Origin of the sequence: Providencia vermicola, from assembly GCF_010748935.1 — a bacterium.
In the GTDB taxonomy this organism is placed as follows: domain Bacteria; phylum Pseudomonadota; class Gammaproteobacteria; order Enterobacterales; family Enterobacteriaceae; genus Providencia; species Providencia zhejiangensis.
Genome location: NZ_CP048796.1, coordinates 1,093,423 through 1,117,381, shown reverse-complemented (window position 1 = coordinate 1,117,381; position 23,959 = coordinate 1,093,423). Strand labels below are relative to the sequence as shown.

Below are 23,959 nucleotides of genomic sequence, written 5' to 3'. Positions count from 1 at the left end.
TCGCGGGAGAATTAATACTTCCGCGATAAACTCATTGTCGATGAAAATACATCACTTTCCTTCCTACATTCCATACAAAAAATAAACAATAAAAATCAATTATCTAGATTTAATATTACCTTCCACACTTAATTCGCATCAAAAAAATAGTGTGAGCCATGTCATCTCCTCATCAACTAAGTTGGACTTCATAGCTTTATTTGTGTTCAAAATAGCATTCACTATTACAAATAATAAGGGATCTCTATGATTAACAAACTTACGTCTGCTATCGTCATCTCTTCACTGATTTATGCGTTACCAAGTGGTGCTCAATCAATCTCTGAATTGCCCTTAATGCCTTGGCCTCAGCAGATTGAAATAAAAAATGCGAATGGAAAATGGCTACTGAATAATGAACTCGATATTTATATTGAAGGTGATGATTTAGATGACGCGGTACGTCGTTGGCGCGATAGAATAGAGATCCAAACGGGCTGGCAATTAACGCCACATCAAGCAAAAAATAGCCATGCAGCTATCAAAATTTTCATCGAGAAAAAAGTAGCCGAATTACCCGCTATTGAGATGGACGAAAGCTATCAAATCATTACCGATGATAACGGTGCCACCATCAAAGCTGCGACTCGTTTTGGTGCTATGAGAGGAATGGAAACCTTATTGCAATTGATCCAAACGGATGGCGAAAATACGTTTGTGCCACTGTTGAGCATTAATGATAATCCGAGATTTAGTTGGCGTGGTGTGATGCTGGATTCTTCGAGACACTTTCTTCCGATCAACGATATCTTGCGGCAAATCGATGGTATGGCAGCCGCAAAATTCAACGTATTTCATTGGCATTTAACCGATGATCAAGGATGGCGTTTTGAATCGCTTCGTTATCCAAAACTGCAACAGCTCGCCAGTGACGGTCAATATTACACACAAGATCAAATGCGCCAAGTTGTTGAGTATGCTAAAGAACGAGGTATTCGTGTCGTACCAGAAATTGATTTTCCAGGTCATGCCTCCGCTATTGCGGTTGCATATCCAGAACTAATCAGTGCCGCGGGTCCATACCAAATGCAACGCCATTGGGGGGTTCACCCTCCCCTGCTCAACCCAACCCAAGAGAGCGTCTATCAATTTACCGATGCACTCATTGGTGAGTTAGCCACCATTTTCCCTGACGAATATATCCACATTGGTGGTGATGAAGTCGACCCAACACAATGGCAAAATAATCCATCCATTCAAGAGTTCATGCGAAAAAATAATTTAAAAGATACCCATGCGCTACAAGCTTATTTCAATCAACGCCTTGAACAGATATTAACCCATCATAACCGTAAAATGGTTGGCTGGGATGAAATACAGCATCCAACGTTATCAAAAAATATCGTCATTCAATCATGGCAAGGGCAAGACTCACTCGGACATAGTGCTCAAGAGGGGTTTAAAGGACTCTTGTCGACGGGCTTCTATCTCGATCAATCGCAAAGTGCAGCTTATCATTATCGCAATGAAATATTACCTCAGCCATTTACTGTAGATATCAATGTTAAACAAGGTGAACAATTCCAAAGTTGGCAATTTGAAATTGAAAGGCTTAAAGGCAGCCCAGTAAAAGGTAGCTTTACGTTAATAAAAGGAGTGGATGGCTGGCGTGGATTTATTGATTTTGCAGGTAAATCACGACGAGCTATCAATAAAATTGAATGGCGCTCACCACAACAAGTCAGCTTTTTTGTAGATACTTGGATGGGAGAAACTCGTCCAGTCGTTACATTAACCAATGGAAAGCTGAGTGGCTACACGATTATTGGCAATGCACGCTATCCAACAATAGGCTCTCAATTAACCGCAATCCCCAAAGGTATTGCACCAACAACCCCTGACAGCAATAAAATGCCGAATATTCTCGGGGGAGAAATTGCTTTATGGGCGGAAAATATTCGCGCACCGATCATTGATACTAAGTTGTGGCCACGAGCCTTTGCGGTTTCAGAGCGTTTATGGTCAGCAAAAGATGTCAATAATGAAAATGATATGTACCGTCGTCTGCATGCAGCAGATGCTTGGTCGACCCTCTCTGTCGGTTTACAACAACACGCACAAACAGCGCGTGAATTTACACGATTAGCAAATGGTGTTGATATTGAACCTTTAATCATCTTATCTGAATCTGTAGAGCCTGCGCATTATTATACGCGTCACCATTTGAAATTCCGTGAAAATCAATATCATCAATACGAACCACTGAACCGGTTTGTTGATGCTTTGCCCGCCGAAAGTACGCAAGCAAGAGCTTTTAAACAACATATTGATACATTGATCGCTAAACCCGATGATCAAGTGACTGCCCAGTGGTTAACACATAAATTAAAACGTTGGCACAATAACATTCCACAGGTGCAACAGCTGATAAAGCAAAACGTCAATTTAGCACGTTTAGCGCCTGTTGCTGAAAATGTGGAGCAATTGTCCACAATAGGCATCGAGTTAATTGAACATTACACAGCCAATACCCCCCTAACTGCCAGCCGTAAAGCAGCCATGGCTCAGCAGTTAGAAAAGAGTGCTGAGTTACAGGATGAATTAGTGATTGCGATTGTTGAGCCACTCGAGGCATTGCTTCGCCATATCCCAACGAAAGATTAGTGCAAAAAATACCCCCAATAAACTTCATTGGGGGTATATATACCGCTTATTGGTAGCCTTAACCTCTTGCTACTCTATTTTTTAGCGCGATCCATCGCATCGGCTTCAACATCCTTTTTCCACTCCTCTGATATTGGTGCAGCTTTTTTCTTTGACTCAACGGCATTATTTACCGCTTTATAAGCTTTATCGTAACCCACATCATCTTGTACGTAAGATGTTGCTTTTGACCTGCTAATACCAATATTATCAGCGGCTACAATGGCATCCATATTGGCACCGAGAAAGATGAAGTCCCATTTATCCTCGATCTCCGCCGACTTAATCATCGATTTAATCTTATCTTGACTGTATTTACGGCTACTATTTTCTTCACCATCAGTAATAATGACAAACAGGACATTATTATTCTTCGTTAATTTACGGTTTTCTTGCATTTTGATAATCGTATCGCCAACCGCATCTAGCAAAGCAGTGTTACTGCCAACTTTATAGTCTTCTAGTGTTAAATTTGAAACCTTATTAATAGGTTCTCTATTGTGTAGTAATGTGGTTTTATCATTAAACAAAACCGTCGTAATAAAAACATCCCCTTTTTTATTACGATTTTCTGTTAATACACTATTAAAGCCGCCAGTCGTATCCGATTCAAAGCCTGACATTGAACCACTTTTATCGAGTATAAAAACTAAATCTAATACTTCTGCTTGTGATTTCTTCTCAATCACACTCTGGCCGCTGACAATAGAAGAAAACATCAGCAAAATAGACATAACGATCATGCCAAGAAACGACTTTAACTTTGAATTCATTTTGTTATTCCTATAAGAAAATACATCTTGGACTAATAACCATTATTAGTTTACTACGCTTATTTCACATAAGAATACTCTGGTTACCTTTTAAGTATACTCTTAAAATGATTTATTCTAACAACGAAATGGATTTTACAAACATCTAAATAACATACGCCATCAACAAATAAAAATACACCATTCATTCTTTTTGCAGCATAAAACACAAACCTCTGCACTCAATTTAAGTACATTTTTATGTTTGATACTTTTACTTTTAATTACTCACACAATTAACTATCTACAGATAAACATTCCTCATTTCCATACCTTCCCATAATTTATTTAACCCATTGATACAAATATACATTTCATCTGATATTGACAACAAACAATCGTAAATAAAATATCAAAATGCTATTTTAAAAATAGACATAAACATTATAAGAATAATTATTTTCAAGGGGAAATATGATAATTCGAGTTTCTAAATCATTATGTGTTTGCGCCATAGCCTTTTTTATTTCATTATCTGCATTCAATAACTTAACAGATTACAATATTAATTTTACTTTTATACAACATGTTTTAACGATGGATTCAATATTTTATGATGCGACTATTAAATATCGTGCCATCGATTCCCCAATACTTCATCATCTTGCTTACATTACTATTATTATGCTTGAAATTATTTCATCTTTAATTTGTTGGTGGGGTGGAATTAGACTTTTTCAAAACAGAAACAAAAGTGCTGCCATTTTTAATCGGAGTAAAAATATGGCTATTATTGGCCTAACACTCGCCTTTGTATTATGGCAGACACTTTTTATGTCTATCGGTGGTGAATGGTTTGCAATGTGGATGTCTAAACAATGGAATAGTGTACCTAATGCATTTCGTTTTTTTGTCACGGTGCTTTTAGTATTAATTTATGTCGCTTCACAAGACAGTGACAAAGAATCCACTTCCTCAGTTACCTACTAACTATTTATAGGGTTATCTTTTAATGTCTTGAGTAATACCATAAATGCCGACTCGACCATTGGCGTTAATACTTGACTGGTTCTCATCAACGATACAGTGCGTGTCAGTGCGGGCTGTTGTAACTGTAGCACAACCAAATCAGGCTCACGTAAGTGAGCCGTATAGAGCTGAGGGAGGATAGCTACCGCTAATTTAGAACGAACTAGCCCATAAAGAGTTTCAATATAATCGACTTGATAACGCACATTTAGCTTCAAACGATGGCTTTCGATGGTCGCTAAGACCAAACGTTGAATATTCCCCTTAGAGAATACCGCGATATCACGATTATTTAGCATTTTCCAAGGGAGATGAAAACCATTTGCTAATATATCTTCGCGGTGAACAACGGCAACGAAAGGATCATCTTGCAATGTAAAGAGTTGCAGTTCACGAGGCACTGAACTGTCAAGGACCCCTACGCCAAAATCGATTTCATTATTCATTAACTGAGAAACGAGTGAATCATTTGTCTTATCGTAGAATTCAACATTAAGCCGAGGAAAATGTAAATTTAGCTGAGTAGGAACATTAGGAAATAATAATGAGCTAACGGAAGGAACTAACCCAATACGCAACGTACCGTCTCCCCCTTCCTCAATAATTTGTTGGATATCGCTAAAAGCACGATGCGACACACTCAAAATACGTTCAGCATGCGGTAAAATCGCCGCCCCCAATTCAGTGAGTGTGACCGAAGATGCTGTACGGTTAATCAATTTACCGCCAATAACATTTTCAATTTGACGCAGTGCACTACTCAACGCTGGCTGACTAATCGCTAATCGACTGGCTGTATCAGTAAAATGACGTAAATGAGCCAATGTCACAAAATATTGTATTTGCTTTAACGTTAATGCGGGTAGACGCTGCCAAGGTTCTGCCATGTTATCAGTACACACTCTATTTTTAGGTAACGTATTGTTAAATATATTTATTTAACAAATATAATGCCTAACTGAATTCAATAGGATAATTATCATTATAACCCTTTCTTATGATCTGATAAGTTTTATCATCTTGGCAAACGTTTGCGTTGCTCATAAAGTACAAACCAATAATCTTTTATTGATGGTGATTTATGAGTGTAACTGACTACAGCAGACGCCGCGCAATACAAGCAGCCAAAGGTGAAATTCCCTTTGATCTCCTCCTAACACAAGCCAATATCGTTGATATGGTGACGGGTGAAATTCGCCCTGCTGATATTGGTATTATCGATTCTTTGATTGCCAGTGTTCATCCTACAGGTAGTCGCCTCGATGCAAATGAAGTGCATAATCTCAACGGATATTTTATCTCTCCCGGACTGATTGATACTCACGTTCATCTAGAGAGCTCCCATCTTCCGCCTGTACGCTACGCTGAAATTGTTCTCACTCAAGGAACCACCGCCGTATTTTGGGATCCACATGAACTGGCGAATGTACTTGGTTTAGAGGGGGTTCGCTACGCAATCGAGGCAAGCCGTCATTTACCATTACATGTTATGGTTGCCGCCCCCTCTTCCGTTCCTTCAACACCTGGCTTAGAAATGTCTGGCGCTGATTTCGCGGGCAAAGAAATGTCAACGATGTTGAGTTGGCCTGAAATCCATGGCGTCGCTGAGGTAATGGATATGTTTGGTGTACTTCATGGCAGCGAGCGCATGGAGGAGATCTTACACGCTGGTTTAAATTGCGGTAAGTTGATTGAAGGACATGCAAGAGGGCTAAAAGGTGCCGACTTACAAGCATATCTAGCGGCTGGGGTCACCTCCGATCATGAGCTCACTTCAGCAGAAGATGCCTTAGAAAAACTGCGTGCTGGGCTAACGCTTGAGATCCGTGGCTCACATCCGTATTTATTACCTGAAATTGTTGCCGCACTCCAGCAATTACCGCATCTTTCATCACAAATCACTGTATGTACTGATGATGTTCCACCAGATATTTTAATTGAAAAAGGTGGCATTATTGCCTTACTCAACCTATTAATTGAACAGGGTATGCAAGCAACTGACGTCTTACGTTTTGCTACCTTAAATGCCGCCATTCGTTTACAACGTAATGACCTAGGCTTAATTGCAGCTGGACGCCGTGCGGATCTGGTCATCTTTGACTCCCTCAAACAACTCAAAGCACAACGCGTTTATGTCGCAGGCCAACAAATCGCTGAGAATGGTCAATTATTAACGCCTCTCGCCACGAGCCAAGATGTGCTCCCGCCAAGAGATACCATGCATTTATCACCAATCTCGGCCGAGGACTGCCAATTACACATTAAAAATATCGTCAATGGCAGTGCTCGCTTACGCCATATTCGAGGCGCTCGTTTCACACAATGGGGTGAAATCGATGTGCAAATCAATGATGGCAAAGTGCAACTACCGAGTGGCTTTAGTTTAATTCGCGTTCAACATCGCCATGGTCGCCATGATGCCAAACCACAAATAGCATTATTAGAAGGATGGGGAGAACTACGAGGAGCAATTGCCACTAGCTACTCCCATGATTCTCATAATTTAGTTGTACTCGGTCGTGATGCTAATGATATGGCTCAAGCTGCTAACTTGCTGATTGAAAGCGGTGGTGGAATGGCATTAGTTCAGGATGGGAAAGTATTAGCCCACGTTGCGATGCCGATCGCGGGTATGTTGTCAGATTTACCTGCTCATCAACTCGCAGAACAGTTTCGCCAGTTACGTGAGCTTAGTAGTAAGATTGCAGACTGGGAACCTCCTTATCGCGTTTTCAAAGCAATCGAAGGCACTTGCCTTGCCTGTAATGCAGGCCCTCATTTAACGGATCTCGGACTTACCGATGGCACGACTCGTGAAATTGTTAATGCGGTCATTGAATCGAATGAACACGAATACAAACACAATAATAAATGATAGGAGAGCCAACTAATGGCTGACAACATGCTTCAAAAGCCAACATCAGGGAGTTGGTTAGAAAAACGTTTTGCGTTGCACTCGCGTGGTAGCAGTATCAGAAGCGAATTTTTGGCAGGCATCACAGGCTTCCTCGCGGCAGCCTATTTGTTAGTTGTGATCCCAGGGCTACTTGCCGCAGGAGGGATGGATAAAGGAGCCGCCACAACAGGAACCATTATCGTATTTGTACTTGCCAGCTTACTCATGGCGTTTTATGCCAATCTGCCTTTTATTGTCGGTCCAGGGATCGGTGGCTCTGTACTGGTTGGCATTACTCTCGCAGGTAGCGAAGGGATCAATTGGCAAATTGGTTTAGGTATTGCTTGTTGGTCAGGAATTTTATTTTTCTTGCTCACAAAGTTCGGTTTACGTGAAGTCGTGACACGGTCGGTTCCTCAATCAATCAAACTGGGATTAACCGCCTCTATCGGCCTATTTGTTGCCGTTCTAGGATTTCGTAATGCAGGTTTAGTTCTGGCTAATCCCAAAACAAATGCGTTGATGTTGGGAGACTTTTTATCACCCGGTGCACTTGTAGCATTAGCAGGTTTCTTTTTAGCGATTGCATTACAAGCTAGACGTATACCGGGAGCTATCTTATGGGCAATACTTTTCGCTACCATTGTTGGCATTCCTTTTGGCGTGACAAAATTACCTGATAGCTTTTTTGGTATTCCTCATTCGGTTGCTCCAGTATTTGGTGAAGTTGATTTAATTGGTGCTTTGAATATTGCGTTTCTTCCTTTTTTATTTGTATTCTTTGCCGCCGAATTCTTTTCAACCATGGGAACCACTCTTGCCGTTGGCGGTGAAGCAGGCTTACTCGATAAAGAAGGCAATATGCCTAATATAAACCGTCCCTTTATTGTCGATTCTATTGCCGCAGCTTTAGGGCCTTGGGTTGGTATTCCCGCAGCAACGGCTTTGATCGAATCGTCAGCAGCCGCGGAAGCGGGAGGTAAAACAGGTTTAACAGCACTGGCAGCAGCCTTTATGTTTTTCTTAATGCTGTTATTTACCCCCATTGCTCTAATGATCCCTGCTCAAGCCACTGCACCCGCACTGATTTTGATTGGTTTAAACATGTTCAGTGGTTTACGTAAAGTCGACCTTGCCAACTTTACTGACGGTTTACCGGTTTTGCTAATGGTAATGATCACGTTAATCGCGAATAGCTTTGGTACCGGTATTGCCGGTGGGTTACTCTTTTATATTCTGATTAAAGCGGTTGCTGGAAAATGGCGAGAAATCCCAATTAGCCTATGGGTTTTAGCTGTACCACTCGTGTATTACTTCTCCACATTAGTTAAACATTAATCACTTTCAGCACTCGGCAATAGCTGGGTGCTGTTCAATCAACTTTAACCACAAAACAGTTACAACCGCAGTGAAAACGCACCACTTGAGGTAATTTTGGTTTTTTACCTTTGCGTTTACTCTTTGAGTTTTCAATTTCAATAGCATGCTTAATTTCATTAATTTCAAATCTTGATAAGCGCTTATTATTTCCCGTAGCACTTCGAAAACGTTCATCACCAAATTTTACGCCAGACATTGCTATTCCTCAGAAAAAATAATATGGGTAACGTTCATAAGCATTACCCATTAATCTCACTCGTGCTATTTTGTCTCATTCATAACCATTTGTGAAGGCGCGCCAATAGGTAGGTAATCATCGACAAAGACAAGCTCCCCTGTATTAGGCATCACCTTAAATCGGGTGATATTATCGCTACGTTGGTTCATTACATATAAATATTTGCCATCAGGAGATAACGTTAAGGTTCTAGGATAATCACCTCGTGTCCACGTTTGTTTTGCTTGACTTAACGAACCATCTGCATTGACATTAAAATGCGCAATACTGTTATGTAAACGATTTCCAATATATAAATGTTTACCATCTCGGCTTCCAACTATCCCTGAAATAAAATTTGTTCCCTTATAATTTTCAGGTAATGTCGATACAGTTAAACCTTCTTTTAATGTCCCTTTTTGTTTATCAAATTGATATTGTGTTAATGTCGAGGCTTCTTCATTCACTAACCAAACTCGCTCGCCTATTTTTGAAAAAATAAAGTGGCGAGGACCTGCACCTTTAGATGACGCCATAATATACGGGGGATCATTAGGGATTAATTTGCCATTTTTAGCATCAAACTGATATTGGTAAATACGATCTAACCCTAAATCTGTCGTCAAGACATATTGTCCCGAGGGATCGGCTGATATCATATGTGCATGAGGGCCATTATGGTCACTCATTGCAAAACTGCCTTCAACCGCAGCTTCAGGATATGCGGCCCCCGCTGGCCCATGATGTTGAATAACATCACTTGCGGGTAATAAGCCACCATCTTCACGGATAGGAAGAACAGATATTACACCACTATGATAGTTAGCCACTAATAAATGACTGCCATCCGGTGTTATGGATAAATAAACGGGGCCATCTCCCCCCGATGAAACCTGATTTATTGCTTGCAGAGAACCATCCTGATGGATTTTCCATGCATGAATCGTACCTTTTTCAACTTCACTTCCGGCATAAAGCACTGTGCCATTATTTGATAATACCAACTGTGCTGCATTGGTAAGTGGAGCCGCTAATATTTTATGACTTAATTGACCTGTTTGATTATCCACATTAAAGCGGTATACCCCTTCCCCATTAGGGCTATATGTACCAACCCAAGCAAATTGAGGCGACGCTATCACAGCAGTACTAGCAAACATCAATGATGCCGCCCAAATAGATAACTTATTTGACATAATAAATTTCCAAGTTAATGACAATGCAAACCTCATATCTTGGTACAAAAAAATATGAGCATTAAATCTAACGACAGCATTTTCAGAATAGAAAAATCATTAGAAACTGTGCAGACACATTATTTCCATTTATGAGTGGAAATTATTAACTGAATAGTCTTATCCATTTCCATTTGTTTAATGCTCATTATTTAACACTATTTTTGAGGGTAATCTTAAACGTTAGATTCAGTTTTGGTGGGCAATTTAACTTTAGTGTGAAATTCCATTTTTGAGATACCGGTCGATATATTTATCACCACTCATCATTATTGGATGATTGGCGGAGATATCACTAGCTATGGTTTAGATTAGTAAAAACCGATAATCAAATATTACCGGTTATCCTTTTTAATTGAGCACTGCATGTGCTTCAATTTCAATCAACCACTCAGGTAGTGATAATCCTGTGACAATAATCCATGATGAAGCAGGAGGTGTCGACGTGAATTTCTCTTTTAGCGCCTGAGATATCGCTTGTTGTTCTTCTTCGCTATCAGCACCTTGCTTAATATAAATTCGTAACATAACAACATCATCTAACGTTCCGTTCGCCGCTTTTAAAACATGCTTAATATTTTCAATCGATTGGATGGTTTGCTCATACATTCCTCCTGCAACAGTACGCTGGTTTGCATCAACGCCAACTTGCCCTGAAAGAAAAATTTGACGTGAACCTTGAGTTTCAATCGCTTGGCTAAATCCATACTGTAATGAATTAAAAACAGCATCAGGGTTAATCAATTTTTTTGACATATAATCTCATTTTTAACAGTGATTGTTGATAACAGCTCAGATTACTCATGTGTATAAAAAACAAAGAATAAAATGATTTGGTAACTTAATAGATAGGAACAAAATATTCGATTTCAATGTCATTTAAGGGAAATTCAACATTTTCTTTTTGATTAATATACTTTTCAATATCCTCCCCCTCACGGCGAAATAACCCTAAAGAAGGAAGCGAGTAAAGGTAAAGATTTAAGTTAAAATCACGATACTCAGCTAAAGAACCTTTAAATGAGAATTTAGCGTACTTACCACTTGGTAAATTAATTTCCCTAAATTCTTTCTTATCAACGATAGAATCTGTTGCCTTTAATCCTATTTGATAAAAAACCTGCACCATGTGTGACCTCTTTTCCGTTTTTTGGTAGTCGATCAGCACATAGCATTCTTTTATTTTTAAATTAGTGGATTTAAAGAAATCAGCCCAAAATGTTTCTCTGATACTTTCATGCAACAACCCAACTTCATCGAGTGAAGACAAATATTGATAGTCTTTAACATATAAAGTGTATGGTAGACAATCAACAATTTGCGGAATAGCTAAGTAGTTAATATCAAAGTTAATAGGAGGCTGCATAGCATCCAAATTCCACAATTTATTTCGTCGATAACAACTTGGAATAACCTTAAAAATGTATTTAAATCGGCGAGTAAAAGATTGCTGTGAATCAAATTGGTATTTTAGCGCTATTTCTAAAATCGTCTTTTTAGTTAACCTTAGCTCCACAGCCGCTTTAGTCAAACGACGAGCTCTAATATAAGCCGCTAAAGTGATTCCCGTCACTTTTTTGAATAAGCGCTGAAAATACCACTTAGTATAACCGGCTTTATTTGCAACATCATCAAGCAATAAAGATTGATCTAGATTATGCTCTATCCATAATAAAACATCTTTAATAACAGTTATATGAAACTGTTCATCGTCCCATCGTAATTGGATGCTATTGGCTTTATTTTGATAGCGAGAGTGCTGTTCAATATACATAAAATAACCTAAATGCTTTCAAGATTGTCACGGCTATACCATCGTGATATTATTAACATACTGTCGGTATGTTATTTTTATATCTATCATGGAAAATAGAAATCAGCAACAAAAAAATTTTAAAAGCACTCACCAATTACTGGTAGATTCAGCACGAATCTTATTTGTAGAAAAAGGCTATCAAACGGTTTCAATCGATGAGATTTCAGCAAAAGCCTTGGTAACCAAAGGTGCTTTTTATCACCACTTTAAAAATAAAAAGCAGCTGCTCTGTGCTTGCTATAAACAACAACTCACTATTATTGATAATTACATCACAACAAACGTAGATTTAATGGATAGTTGGTCAGCTTTAGAACGTGTTTTTGAGTGCTACCTTGATTATATTATTGCTAATAATCATACACTTATTCCTATTCAAGAAGTCATGCCTGTCATTGGTTGGAATGAGCTCGAAAAAATAAATCTGGAATATACTTCAGGTCGGGTCAATGCAATTATCGGTGAATTAATTCAACAACATCAGCTGAAAGATTACAGTGATGACGTGCTAAAAAACTTACTAAATGGCTGGTTCATGCATATTGCAATACATGCAAAAAATATTAAACAAATTGCAGAGCAAAAAAATCAGTTTATCGCTATTTATCGTGACTTTTTGTTAAGTTTAAAAAAATAACATAACGCCATTATACTTAAATTTAATTTATTTACTCAGTCATCCTTTTCAAAAATAAAGCTCCCTCTTAAAGTTAAACAACAACTTTAAGAGGGAGCTTAAGAGATTTAATGCATAAAAACACGCTGTTATTGGTTAAATCAATGGGGGAATTGAAGGCAAAATAGGAACTTCAATCACCGTAGGCCCCTGCCGCTTAAATGCGTCCTCACATGCGGCTTTAACCTGTTCTATTGTTTCAGCCCTAACGGCAGAACAACCATAACCTTTCGCTAATGAAACAATATCCAGCCCTGGGATATCAAGACCCGGCACTCCCGGCGTTTGCTCTAATACCGAAAATGATTTCAAAATGGCGTATTCATCATTTTTAGGGATCACAAATATAATGGGTAATTGCTGTTGCGCTGCACTCCAAAGCCCTTGAATGGAATATTGCATTGAACCATCGCCAATAATTGCCATTACAGGCCTATTACGACCACTATCCTTCTCTCCAAGAGCAATACCGACACTCGCAGGTAAATTCCATCCCAAAGATCCACTCGCAAAAGTATAAAAAGAATCAGGAGTCTCTATCGGCCATTCACGATGTAATTCGCCTAAATTAGATGGCGATTCTTCCACCAAGATTGTTTCTTTTGGAGAAACAGCTCTCAAGGTTCGAAATAACGCTGCCGCACTCAATACAGATTGCTGCGTTTCTGGCTCAACGGCTGCTGGATGTGGAGCCATATTATGGGTTTGTTTAATAATTGTTTGTGATGGGGCCGTTCTTGGGCTAACAAGCTCAGTTAAACCTTCAATCGCTAAGACTGCATCACTTAAAAGACTGTCTCCGACTGGCGCTCTGCCTATTTCAATAGGATCATCCGTTATATGCAATAAACGTAACCCTTCAGGAATATAATGACCTGATACATAAGGATAATAACGAAAAACAGGCGCACCAATGACCACCGCTAAGTCATGCCCTTGCAACTTTTCTGATAAAGGTTTAATCGCAAATGGTAACCCTCCCGCATAAAGAGGATGAGTCTCAGGAAAAGCAGGACGTTCTGAAGCTGGGGCGGCCCAAACAGGGATATTTAATTTTTCAGCAAGTTTGATACCTGCATCCCATCCCTGCCCACGAGCAATCGCTGAACCATAAATCAAAACCGGATTTTTGGCAGCCATGATAGCATCAGCAAACTCTTCCAAACGTACAGGGTCATAACCGATACGCTGTGGTATAGAACGCACAACGGCGTGCTCTTCTAAAGCCGCTTTATCCCAATCATCCAGAGGAATCGATAAAAAAACAGGGCCTGCCGGTGGTTGAAGCGCCATTGCGTATGCACGCATAAATGCCGCGGGAACATCTTCCGCCCGTGCAGGTTGATAGCTCCATTTAACCCATGGTTTAGGTAAGGTTTCCGGTTCAATATTTGTCAGCCATGGTTCCATAAGTAACATTTCACGAGTTTGGTTACCCGCAGTGACAATGAGTGGCGTTCTATTCATATAAGCCGTTAAGATGTTACTCATTGCATTACTCAGTCCAGCGGAGGTATGCACGTTGACTAAAGCAACTTTACGTGTCGCTTGCGCATAACCATCAGCTGCCGCAACGGCTGAGGCTTCCTGTAAAGTTTGGATATAACGAAAATCGCTCGGAAAATCTTTAAGGAATGTTTCTTCTGTCGAGCCAGGATTTCCAAAAATAGTCGTGATATCCAATTCACGTAATAAATCGAATGTCACTTGGCGGATCGTTTTTTTCATCTTACAACTCCAATAATAACTATGGCTCTATGAGATAAATACATAAAAGACGTTGCTATTGTTGCTGACGATGAACGTAATTATCATAATAACATCATCAACAACGGTATCCTTCACTGCCAATGAACACAGGCATAATCTAATCACAGCTGAGAAGATATTTTTATTAGAATAAGTATTAAAATAATAACATTGCTGGTCATTTTTTGAATAAAACGCTTTTATCTAAAAGAGAACAGGTTTCGTTTTTTATCTTTAATACGTTTAAAATTTTAATCTATTTTTTAAAATTTAAAACTATTAAATTAAAATAATAAAATTTAGCTATCTTAAAATAACAGACTGTTAAAACATTTTATATTGATGAAAACAGAATAAGTTAAATCTAAATCATCTTTAATAGATGATAACAGGAATATAAATAATAAAAATACACGATAAAAAAGAACAATAAATAATAATGCATCTAAAAACAGATAACTTTTACACGCTACATGACTTATCGTGTCATTCACTAAAAAAACAAAAAGGTAATTCATATTAATGAGTTACCTTTTACATTAAAGAAGAGTTATGTTTATTTAAATAACGGTCATGATCTCTTTTTCAGGTAAACGCGACTTGGTTAACTCAGCATTAAAATCATCGACAGCACGGTATCCTAAAGCAACCATCGCAATAGGCTCTAACCCTTGTTCAGTCAGCGTAAATTCGCGATCAAGAATAGCAAAATCCATACCTTCCATTGGTACTGCATCCACACCTAACGCAGCAGCCCCCATTAAAAAGCTTCCTAAGTTAATAAAAGTTTGATTTTTCAGCCATTGAGACAAGTCTTTTTGCGTATTTCGATGATAATTCACAAAGAAATCCCTTGCTCCTGCCATCATCGTTTTATGTTCATCTAATGCATAACGGCCATCGAATGCTTCTTGTTCAAGTATCTTATTCATATAAGCTGTATCAACGTTAGTTTTGCTACAGAATAAGATGACATGAGACGCATCAAGTATTTTTGGAGTATTAAACGCATAATTAGCTGCTGTTGATTTTGCCATGCGTTGTTTAGCGTCACTGCTTTGCGCAATAATAAAATACCAAGGTTGGATATTAACACTAGAAGGGCTGTACCTTAACAACTGTTTAAGTTTTTCAACCACATCATCAGAAATGGTTTTAGTTGGATCAAATGATTTTGTTGAATAACGTTTCATAGCGACATCAATGATTGACATAACTTTTATCCTATCAATAACAGCAATAACAATGGGAAAGTTAATATCATAACCAATACTACCTCTTTAACAAGTACGTACATTTTTGATATATAGTCACATAATGGATACTGTAAAAAACCTCGCTATGATACTTATGAATATGATGGCTGCCCGTCGAAGCTTCATTAAAGCTGATTGATGGTAAAGGGAAAGGCATGATCCTTTACTAGCTTACTGACCAAACGTTGAGGTTTAAGGAATAACAACGTCGCCTCAAATTTATGACTCATCGTATACTCACCAAACAATTACACGGGTTGGAATCAGCGGGATTAATTCACCGAGAAGTATTTCCTGTCGTCCCCCCAAAAGTTGAGTATAGCCTGACAGAAAAAGGTCAATCTCTAAAACCTATTCTGTTGTTACTCAAAAGCTGGGGAGAAGAACATGCATTTCCCTTACTGATTTCACAAAAAAGCACACCATAATAAATCTCAAATCGTGCCATTCTTTGAATGATTAGGCGTAGATTTTCTGCATATTAATGCTTAAAGTGCATTTGCACGCTTTGGCATATAGCTTATCGACAATAAAATGATAATCAAATAGAGCATCAATCCTATTAGCCAAACCCAACCATCCCAAATAGCGAGAGTTTGATTATAAATAAGCGCAAACATTAAAGGACCGATAACACCACTTGCATTCGTCAAACTGACTAATAACCCTTGTAACGCACCTTGCTGGTGATGATTTGCTTGAACCGACATCGCCCCCTGTAATGCTGGTAATGCAATCCCTCCGCCAGCAAGCAGAATTAAAACAGGAAAAATTAGCCATCCTTCTGAAATAAATGCTAAAAAAATAAAAGCGCTACTATCTGCAATAAATCCTACAAGTACCGTTGTTTTCTCCCCCCACTTTTTGGCAATTTTTCCAGTTATAAACGCTTGAAATAGAGCATGTAAACAACCAAGTCCAGCCAATGAAAAACCAACCATCATACTGTTCCAACCAAAGCGATTCTCAGTAAACAGCACCCATACTGTTGCTGGAATTTGTCCAATCAATTGGGCTGAAAAATAGATGACCAGTAAAATTGGCATCGTTTTAAAGAGCGTCATAGACACGGAACCGGATTTAATCACGGCCTCTTTATCTTTATTAAGATTGGCATCTTCCGCAGTTTTTCCAGTTTCATTGAAGTGAATCATGACAAAGAAGAAAGTCGTTATATTTAAAAATGCGGCAATAAAAAATGGGCTATGGGGTGAAATATCTCCCGCTAATCCACCAATAATGGGACCAGCTATGAGTCCAATACCAAAACTTGCCCCTAACCTACCAAACCATTTCACTCGTTCAGAAGATGACGTGGTATCTGCTATTACTGATGCGGCGACGGCTCCAGTCGCTCCCGTAATTCCTGATAATAGACGCCCTAAATACAACATCCAAAGCGCGCTTGAAAAAGCCAATAATAAATAATCCAAAGACGCACCAAGGAGTGATAATAATAAAATGGGACGACGACCAAATCGGTCAGACATCTTTCCAAGCCAAGGTGCAAAAATAACTTGCATTAATGCATATAAAGCCAACAACACACCAAAATGATTGGCAATATTTTCTGGCGCAATAAATTCACGTAATAAGGTGGGTAAGACTGGCATAATAAGGCCAATCCCCATGGCATCGAGTAACGTAATTACCAATGCAATCTTTGCTGATTTGTTCATTTCACTCAACTCTATCACTGATAGGGAGTGGTAAAATAACTCTATCAGTGATAGAGTGTCAATCATAAATTAGGAGTTAATAATGGCAAGATTAGATAAAAGCAAAGTCATTGATAGTGCACTAGAGCTACTTAATGAGGTTGGAATAGAGGGGCTAACAACGCGTAAACTGGCTCAAAAATTGGGTGTAGAACAGCCTACATTATATTGGCACGTAAAAAATAAACGGGCTTTACTCGATGCATTAGCCATTGAAATGTTAGATAGGCACCATACTCATTTTTGTCCTTTAGAAGGAGAAAGCTGGCAAGAATTCCTACGTAATAATGCTAAAAGTTTTCGATGTGCTTTATTAAGCCATCGTGATGGGGCAAAAGTACATTTAGGGACAAGACCAACAACAAAACAGTATGACACTATCGAAAAACAACTCGCATTTTTATGTCAGCAAGGTTTTTCTTTAGAGGACGCATTGTACGCACTTAGTGCCGTTGGCCATTTTACTTTAGGCTGTGTATTAGAAGATCAAGAGCATCAAGCAGCTAAAGAAGAACGAGAACACCCTACCACAGATACTATGCCCCCATTACTACGACAAGCTATCGAGCTATTAGATAATCAAGGAGCAGAACCCGCCTTTTTATTTGGCCTTGAACTTATTATTAATGGATTAGAGAAACAACTTAAATGCCAAAATGGGTCTTAAAAGCAGCATAGCCTTTTTCGTTAATCGTCACTTCACGATAACCTATATGCCGAGTTAACCAACCTTTAGATTGGTAAAGTGTAAATAACGCAGCGCCGATATAGCCACCTAAATGGAAACGGCGTTCGCTCCAATCTAAACAGGCACAACAGACTTTACGGGAATATTTGGTTGGTAGATCTATACCCATATCATGAAAATATTGGATTCCCTTTAGTGTGATCATTTCACCATTTTCAGTGATCCATTGCTGATGACAAAGAAAATCATAAATTTTAACGGCAATCTCTCCAGCTAAATGATCATAGCAAATACGAGCTTTGCGTAAATGCACAGGCGTTGAAATTTTAGCATGCACACTATAATTCAATGATATTCCCATCATGCTCTCAATTAATTCGGCAATCTCTTTCCCCGCTAATTGAAAATAGCGATGCCTCCCTTGAGCGATTACTATAATTAACCGACTATCTACTAATTTAGATAAATGGCTGCTAGCCGTTGAAGCGGATATGTCTGCAACAGAACTTAGCTCCGTGGCGGTCCAGGCTCGACCATCCATTAAAGCACAAAGTATTTTTACTCTTGAAATATCAGACATCGCCGCACCTATAGCAGCTATTGCAGATTCAAAAGTCATATCTTGTTGAATGAGAGATTTAACCATAGTCGTTCACTTTATTGCCCAAGCAAGCGTGACAGATGCGGCCATATTATCATTGTCGGTTATTAGGATCAGTTTATTTGCATGGTCACTGTACTGCACTAAAATATTAATGCCATTTTCTGCTAACACGCGTGCTATTTCTCCGAGTTCCCCCGGCCTTTCTTGCTTTAACTGACGAATTAACGGGGTATGGATCGCTCGTACTGATAATCCAATCTGCTCTAATACAACCTTAGCCTGCTCGCCCTGTTCAACGAGAAAATGAGCATGACACTCATCGCCAATCGTAAATATTCCCCCTCCTTCTAATCCAATACCATGATGACCTAATGTTTCTCCTAGTAAGGCTAATTGACCTGCTTGATTATCTAAAACAACATGAATATCAAACATTATCATTATCCTTTTTAAATGAATATTCACGGACTAGATGAGTAATGCTGATTTTATAATAACTAAATATCGATTCTCGACCTTCTTGTTGAGCTTTCGCATGTAAAACGTGATTTTTCCATTGTAGAACCGCATCTTCATCTTTCCACCAAGATAGCGATAACATTTTTCCTGCTGTTGATAAACTTTGAAAGCGCTCAATAGCAATAAAGCCGGATACGTTAGTTAATAGGGTTTTTAACTCCTCAGCCAAAGCTAAATAGCGGGTTTGTTGGTTGGGTTGTATTTGTACTTCAAATATTACAGCTATCATATTTTTCTCCGTTGTTTATCTACGAACAGAGTAGTTCAGCCAAAAATAAACGCTTCGATAAGCAACGAAATAAAGGAAAACAACAAGACTGTTTTATGTCACACATCACACTTCTTTAAATTACTCAATATCTTCTTATTACAGCCAACCCTCAGTATAAAATTGATGATTATTTATACTTTTTTTTATTTTTCAATTTATACAGTATTATGTCAAAACCGCATGCGATTAGGCCTATCACGAAATATACCCCATTCCATTTGCCTTAATTTTTTCATATTTACTGTGTGAAATAACCTCTAAATTATCTCTCTATTAACTAAAAGTTATGGATACCCAAACAAAACTCATTGTTAAATATTAGTTAACCAAAGTAATTTAATTTTTCACTAATGTTAAATTGTTATAGTGAAAAATCTGGTAAACTAATAGAGGTAAAAATAATGATCCTAGATGCCAGTTATACATTATTAGTCGCATGTATCGCGCTATTGATTGGGATGTTTGTTGTCAAATTTACCCCATTCCTACAAAAAAACCATATTCCCGAAGCGGTTGTGGGAGGTTTTATTGTTGCTATTATTCTGTTAATCGTTGATAAAACGTCAGGATACACTTTCACTTTTGACTCATCATTACAGAGTTTATTGATGATCGCCTTTTTCTCGTCTATCGGCTTAAGCTCCGACTTTTCTCGGCTGATTAAAGGCGGAAAACCCTTGGTACTACTCACTATTGCTGTAACAATCCTCATTGCTATACAAAATACCGTTGGTATGGGTATGGCTGTTATGATGAATGAAAGTCCATTTATTGGATTAATTGCGGGTTCAATTACTTTGACTGGGGGTCATGGTAACGCAGGTGCTTGGGGACCAATTCTAGCGGATAAGTATGGTGTTACGGGCGCGGTAGAACTCGCTATGGCATGCGCAACACTTGGATTAGTTCTCGGTGGACTTGTTGGGGGGCCAGTTGCACGCCACTTATTGAAAAAAGTGACAATCCCTAAGACAACAGAGCAAGAACGTGACACTATCATTGAGGCTTTTGAGCAACCCAGTGTCCAGAGAAAAATTAACGCCAATAATGTCATTGAAACAATTTCAATGCTGATTATCTGTATCGTCGTTGGTGGTTATATTAGTGCGCTATTTAAAGATACTATCCTACAATTACCAACCTTTGTATGGTGCTTATTCGTAGGTATTATTATCCGTAATATCCTGGCTCATGTATTTAAACATGAAGTATTTGAACCTACTGTCGATGTATTAGGTAGCGTTTCCTTATCACTGTTCTTAGCAATGGCATTAATGTCATTAAAATTTGGACAGTTAGCAAGTATGGCTGGACCTGTATTAATCATCATCGCTGTGCAAACTGTTGTCATGGTATTATTTGCCTGCTTTGTTACCTTCAAAATGATGGGTAAAGATTATGATGCCGCCGTTATTAGTGCTGGTCATTGTGGTTTTGGAATGGGTGCTACGCCAACCGCCATTGCAAATATGCAAACGGTGACAAAAGCATTTGGTCCTTCACATAAAGCCTTTCTCGTTGTTCCTATGGTAGGTGCATTTATTGTGGATATTTCAAACAGTATTTTGATCAAAATATTTATTGAGATCGGTACTTACTTCACTTAATAATTCGCTTCTCTTTGGTGAGCTTCCCATAGTAAAAAATAGATGAGGAAGTTCACCACTTCGCTTTTTCCTCGCTATAAATTGCACTTATTACCGACAATTCAATAATTCATTGACTCAGTTATCTGATTATTTTTTATTTATCCGTTAGAATGCCTACAAAATGAATAGTAGGTAGGCTACATAGAATGAAATTAAGACATCTTGATATCTTTTATGCTGTAATGACTTGTGGTTCTTTAACTCGTGCAGCGGAAGTTTTGCACATTTCACAGCCAGCTGCCAGTAAAGCGCTAAAACATGCAGAGCAACAATTAGGGTTAGTATTATTTCAACGAATTAGAGGTAAATTATTACCCACGGATGAAGCTTTACTGCTCTTTGATGAAGCAAAAGAAGTTTATCGAAATTTAGATCGCCTAAGAATATTAGCACAAAATTTATCCAAAAACCCTCAAGGGAAATTGGCGATAGGTTGTTTACCAAGCCTTGGTCTGAATTTAGTTCCTGAAGTGACAGCGCTGTTCATAAAAAAACATCCGAACATTAAATTGACAATTGGTACCCACCATACTGTCGATATTATGCAGTTATTAACTCAGCAAGACTTAGATATTGGTATTGGTTTCAATTTATCCATTGAAGGCGGTATTACGGTATTACCTATCGCCGAAATACCACTCGTTTATGTTGATCACCAACAGCACCAAGGGCCGATTTCATTAGCTGATATTGACCAAAATCGCTGGATCCATCCAGGTTCAGACTCTCTTGCTCAATTATTACAGCAATACCATGAATTTTCTGTTTCTAATATTAGCGTACATACTTATCACATGGCCGCTGAGTTTGTTCGTGCTGGATTAGGTTGCAGTATTACGGATATTTTCTCTGCTGAACACACATTACCAAAATCGATGATCCATCCATTGAAAGAGGATCTACATTTAGCCGTTTCAGTATTTCATCGTGCAGATAGGCCCTTGACCAAAGCCGCCCAAAATTATGTAAACACGTTGTCACTGACCCTAGAAAAAAGAAATAAAGTAGTTAACCAAAAGTTATACTCCTGCAATGAAAACTCAATTGTTTAGTTAACTTATTCGCCGTTAAATAATAACTCTCCTGTTATTATTGGTTGCGGATAATTATGAAAAAACATGTGGTGGTGATTGGTGCAGGTGTTATTGGTCTCAGTACCGCATATGCTTTAATAAAAGCGGGTCATGCCGTCACGTTATTAGAATCAGAATCTGATGTCGGCATGCAAACCAGTTTTGCCAATGGTGGGCAACTTAGCTATCGTTATGTTGCACCTTTAGCGGATGCAGGAGTGCCATTACAAGGTTTAAGTTGGATGGGAAAGGATGACTCCCCTTTAAATTTAAAAATTCAATTTTCCCTTCAACAATGGGCGTGGCTAACCCAATTTACCCTCGCTTGTAACCGAAAGACTAATAAAATTAATGGTGCTCACCAGCTTCGCTTATCATTACTCAGCCAAGAAATAATGAATAGTTGGCGAACCAATGGTGATATTGGTGATTTTGCTTGGGAAAAATCAGGAAAGTTAATTATTCACCGCGAACAAAAAAGCTTTAATAAAGCTTGTGAAACTATTGATAGCCAATTTCAAAAAGTATTAACTCCTGCTGAAATTACTGAATTAGAGCCTTCACTAAAGAATATTCAATCACAACTCAAGGGAGCAATTTATGCGCCTGATGATGAAAGTGCAGATTGCTACTTATTCTGTAAAAATTTACTGCAATTCTTATCAACTCAAGCTGATTTTAAACTCTGTTTACAACATGCTGTGCTTTCATTTATTAAAAATAAACAAAGAATCACAGGTGTTATAACTAATCAAGGCACTATTCTTGGTGATGATGTCATTGTTTGTGCAGGTAATGGAAGTAGAGAACTATTACGTCCACTAGGTATTCATGTACCTATGCTTGGTCTAAAGGGATATAGTCTTTCAATTCCCTACCCAGAAAAAGAACACATCGTACCAAAGATTAATGTTACTGATTACGGTAATAAAATTGTTTACGCAAAATTAAATCAACAGCTTCGTATCGCAGCAATGGTAGATATTGGCTATGATAAATTAGGGTTACGTGATAACCGTATTCTTGCGCTAAAAAATATTATAAGCAAAACCTTTCCTGAATTGACGCATCTCGATGATGCCGAAACATGGTGCGGATTGCGCCCATCGACCCCCAAAGGCCCCCCTATGTTAGGTAAAACTGAATACGATAATCTTTGGCTAAATATTGGCCATGGTAGTCTAGGCTTTACATTAGCAGCGGGAAGTGCAGAGATCCTTAATCAATTAATTTCAGGAAAAACTTCACCAATCTCTTTAACTGGATTAACAAGGTAATACAAATATGATAAAGCGTAATAATCCCAAACCACGTTTAGCAGATAGCGTTGAATATGCAGGTTTAGTTTATTTATCAGGGCAAGTTCCAACTGATTTATCTGGTGATATTACCTCTCAAACCCAAGAAGTTCTCGCAAAAATAGATGCTTTGCTAGCTGCGAGTCATAGTCATAAAACTCGAATCCTTTCTGCTCAAGTATGGATTAAGGATATGAAGCGTGACTTTGCTGCATTTAATACGGTTTGGGAATCTTGGATGCCAGCTGAGTATAGTCCTGCACGTGCGGCAGTGGAAGCAAATATGGCGAGAGAACAAGTGCTTGTGGAAATTATGGTTATCGCTGCGCAAAATTAATTTTTATTAACAGCAACTGTCCAATTTTACTCACCATTATTAATGAAAACGCCTTTTTATTCTAAAGGCGTTTTTTATTCTCTGAAAAATACGATATACAAAAGAGTTTCTATT

General features: G+C 38.5%; 23 protein-coding genes. 11 read left to right on the top strand and 12 right to left on the bottom strand.

The window, feature by feature from the left end; all coding sequences use genetic code 11:
- Window positions 1-246 precede the first annotated feature (246 nt).
- Window positions 247-2,643 carry a beta-N-acetylhexosaminidase gene (locus G3341_RS04785; protein WP_163860804.1) on the top strand — a complete coding sequence of 799 codons (2,397 nt, stop codon included), beginning with the start codon at window positions 247-249 and terminating at the stop codon, window positions 2,641-2,643.
- A gap of 74 nt (window positions 2,644-2,717) precedes the next feature.
- Here the strand turns inward: G3341_RS04785 and G3341_RS04780 are convergent, their stop codons facing one another.
- Window positions 2,718-3,455 (bottom strand): vWA domain-containing protein, encoded by a 738-nt coding sequence (locus G3341_RS04780; RefSeq protein WP_163860803.1) that lies wholly within the window; start codon window positions 3,453-3,455, stop codon window positions 2,718-2,720.
- A gap of 453 nt (window positions 3,456-3,908) precedes the next feature.
- On the opposite strand from G3341_RS04780, the gene G3341_RS04775 reads away from it, so the two are divergent.
- Complete coding sequence (locus tag G3341_RS04775) at window positions 3,909-4,424, top strand: DUF2165 family protein (protein ID WP_163860802.1); 516 nt, start codon at window positions 3,909-3,911, stop codon at window positions 4,422-4,424.
- Here the strand turns inward: G3341_RS04775 and G3341_RS04770 are convergent.
- On the bottom strand, window positions 4,421-5,350 hold the full coding sequence (locus G3341_RS04770) for a LysR family transcriptional regulator (RefSeq protein WP_163860801.1): 930 nt from the start codon (window positions 5,348-5,350) through the stop codon (window positions 4,421-4,423). The genes G3341_RS04775 and G3341_RS04770 overlap by 4 nt on opposite strands.
- A 194-nt stretch (window positions 5,351-5,544) precedes the next feature.
- Between G3341_RS04770 and G3341_RS04765 the strand changes: the two genes are divergently transcribed.
- A complete protein-coding gene (locus tag G3341_RS04765; protein ID WP_163860800.1) occupies window positions 5,545-7,338 on the top strand; it encodes an adenine deaminase in 1,794 nt (597 codons plus the stop codon).
- Between the two features lie 15 nt (window positions 7,339-7,353).
- On the top strand, window positions 7,354-8,697 hold the full coding sequence (locus G3341_RS04760; protein ID WP_154623103.1) for an NCS2 family permease: 1,344 nt from the start codon (window positions 7,354-7,356) through the stop codon (window positions 8,695-8,697).
- Window positions 8,698-8,731: 34 nt separating this feature from the next.
- On the opposite strand, the gene G3341_RS04755 is transcribed toward G3341_RS04760, so the two are convergent.
- The 4 genes from G3341_RS04755 to G3341_RS04740 form a co-directional block, all read right to left on the bottom strand.
- Window positions 8,732-8,935: a hypothetical protein gene (locus G3341_RS04755; RefSeq protein WP_163860799.1), complete on the bottom strand. Its 204-nt coding sequence runs from the start codon at window positions 8,933-8,935 to the stop codon at window positions 8,732-8,734.
- A gap of 65 nt (window positions 8,936-9,000) precedes the next feature.
- Window positions 9,001-10,152, bottom strand: coding sequence for a lactonase family protein (locus tag G3341_RS04750; RefSeq protein WP_163860798.1), 1,152 nt, complete (start codon window positions 10,150-10,152; stop codon window positions 9,001-9,003).
- 390 nt (window positions 10,153-10,542) lie between these two features.
- Entirely contained in the window at window positions 10,543-10,947 is a 405-nt protein-coding gene (locus G3341_RS04745; protein ID WP_154623109.1) for a RidA family protein, read from the bottom strand.
- A gap of 85 nt (window positions 10,948-11,032) precedes the next feature.
- Window positions 11,033-11,965 (bottom strand): helix-turn-helix domain-containing protein, encoded by a 933-nt coding sequence (locus tag G3341_RS04740; protein ID WP_163860797.1) that lies wholly within the window; start codon window positions 11,963-11,965, stop codon window positions 11,033-11,035.
- An 88-nt stretch (window positions 11,966-12,053) separates the two neighbouring features.
- Here G3341_RS04740 and G3341_RS04735 point away from each other — a divergent pair, with 88 nt between their 5' ends.
- Window positions 12,054-12,644: a TetR family transcriptional regulator gene (locus G3341_RS04735; protein ID WP_163860796.1), complete on the top strand. Its 591-nt coding sequence runs from the start codon at window positions 12,054-12,056 to the stop codon at window positions 12,642-12,644.
- A gap of 135 nt (window positions 12,645-12,779) precedes the next feature.
- Here G3341_RS04735 and mdlC read toward each other — a convergent pair whose 3' ends face one another.
- A complete protein-coding gene (gene mdlC, locus G3341_RS04730) occupies window positions 12,780-14,411 on the bottom strand; it encodes a benzoylformate decarboxylase (RefSeq protein WP_163860795.1) in 1,632 nt (543 codons plus the stop codon).
- Window positions 14,412-14,992: 581 nt separating this feature from the next.
- Window positions 14,993-15,646, bottom strand: a complete 654-nt coding sequence (gene nfsB, locus G3341_RS04725; protein WP_154623990.1) for an oxygen-insensitive NAD(P)H nitroreductase — start codon at window positions 15,644-15,646, stop codon at window positions 14,993-14,995.
- A gap of 263 nt (window positions 15,647-15,909) precedes the next feature.
- Here nfsB and G3341_RS04720 point away from each other — a divergent pair, with 263 nt between their 5' ends.
- Window positions 15,910-16,116, top strand: a complete 207-nt coding sequence (locus G3341_RS04720) for a winged helix-turn-helix transcriptional regulator (protein ID WP_244316477.1) — start codon at window positions 15,910-15,912, stop codon at window positions 16,114-16,116.
- 60 nt (window positions 16,117-16,176) lie between these two features.
- Here the strand turns inward: G3341_RS04720 and tet are convergent, their stop codons facing one another.
- Complete coding sequence (gene tet / locus G3341_RS04715; protein WP_154623989.1) at window positions 16,177-17,367, bottom strand: Tet(A)/Tet(B)/Tet(C) family tetracycline efflux MFS transporter; 1,191 nt, start codon at window positions 17,365-17,367, stop codon at window positions 16,177-16,179.
- A gap of 82 nt (window positions 17,368-17,449) precedes the next feature.
- On the opposite strand from tet, the gene tetR reads away from it, so the two are divergent.
- Complete coding sequence (gene tetR, locus G3341_RS04710; RefSeq protein ID WP_154623988.1) at window positions 17,450-18,073, top strand: tetracycline resistance transcriptional repressor TetR; 624 nt, start codon at window positions 17,450-17,452, stop codon at window positions 18,071-18,073.
- Here the strand turns inward: tetR and G3341_RS04705 are convergent.
- The 3 genes from G3341_RS04705 to G3341_RS04695 are packed head-to-tail and all read right to left on the bottom strand — an operon-like array spanning window position 18,051 to window position 19,446.
- A complete protein-coding gene (locus G3341_RS04705; protein ID WP_163860794.1) occupies window positions 18,051-18,740 on the bottom strand; it encodes an ArsR/SmtB family transcription factor in 690 nt (229 codons plus the stop codon). The two genes, tetR and G3341_RS04705, sit on opposite strands and share 23 nt — an antisense overlap.
- A gap of 6 nt (window positions 18,741-18,746) precedes the next feature.
- Window positions 18,747-19,133 (bottom strand): amino acid-binding protein, encoded by a 387-nt coding sequence (locus G3341_RS04700; RefSeq protein WP_154623986.1) that lies wholly within the window; start codon window positions 19,131-19,133, stop codon window positions 18,747-18,749.
- Complete coding sequence (locus G3341_RS04695) at window positions 19,126-19,446, bottom strand: antibiotic biosynthesis monooxygenase family protein (protein ID WP_163860793.1); 321 nt, start codon at window positions 19,444-19,446, stop codon at window positions 19,126-19,128. Before G3341_RS04695 ends, G3341_RS04700 begins: the two co-directional genes overlap by 8 nt.
- Before the next feature lie 443 nt (window positions 19,447-19,889).
- On the opposite strand from G3341_RS04695, the gene gltS reads away from it, so the two are divergent.
- The 4 genes from gltS (at window position 19,890) to G3341_RS04675 (ending at window position 23,845) form a co-directional block, all read left to right on the top strand.
- A complete protein-coding gene (gltS, locus tag G3341_RS04690; RefSeq protein ID WP_163860792.1) occupies window positions 19,890-21,095 on the top strand; it encodes a sodium/glutamate symporter in 1,206 nt (401 codons plus the stop codon).
- 188 nt (window positions 21,096-21,283) lie between these two features.
- Entirely contained in the window at window positions 21,284-22,189 is a 906-nt protein-coding gene (locus G3341_RS04685; protein WP_154623289.1) for a LysR family transcriptional regulator, read from the top strand.
- Window positions 22,190-22,245: 56 nt separating this feature from the next.
- Window positions 22,246-23,487 carry a D-amino acid dehydrogenase gene (locus G3341_RS04680; protein ID WP_163860791.1) on the top strand — a complete coding sequence of 414 codons (1,242 nt, stop codon included), beginning with the start codon at window positions 22,246-22,248 and terminating at the stop codon, window positions 23,485-23,487.
- Window positions 23,488-23,494: 7 nt separating this feature from the next.
- Entirely contained in the window at window positions 23,495-23,845 is a 351-nt protein-coding gene (locus G3341_RS04675; protein WP_154623291.1) for a RidA family protein, read from the top strand.
- The last annotated feature ends 114 nt before the right edge of the window (window positions 23,846-23,959 follow it).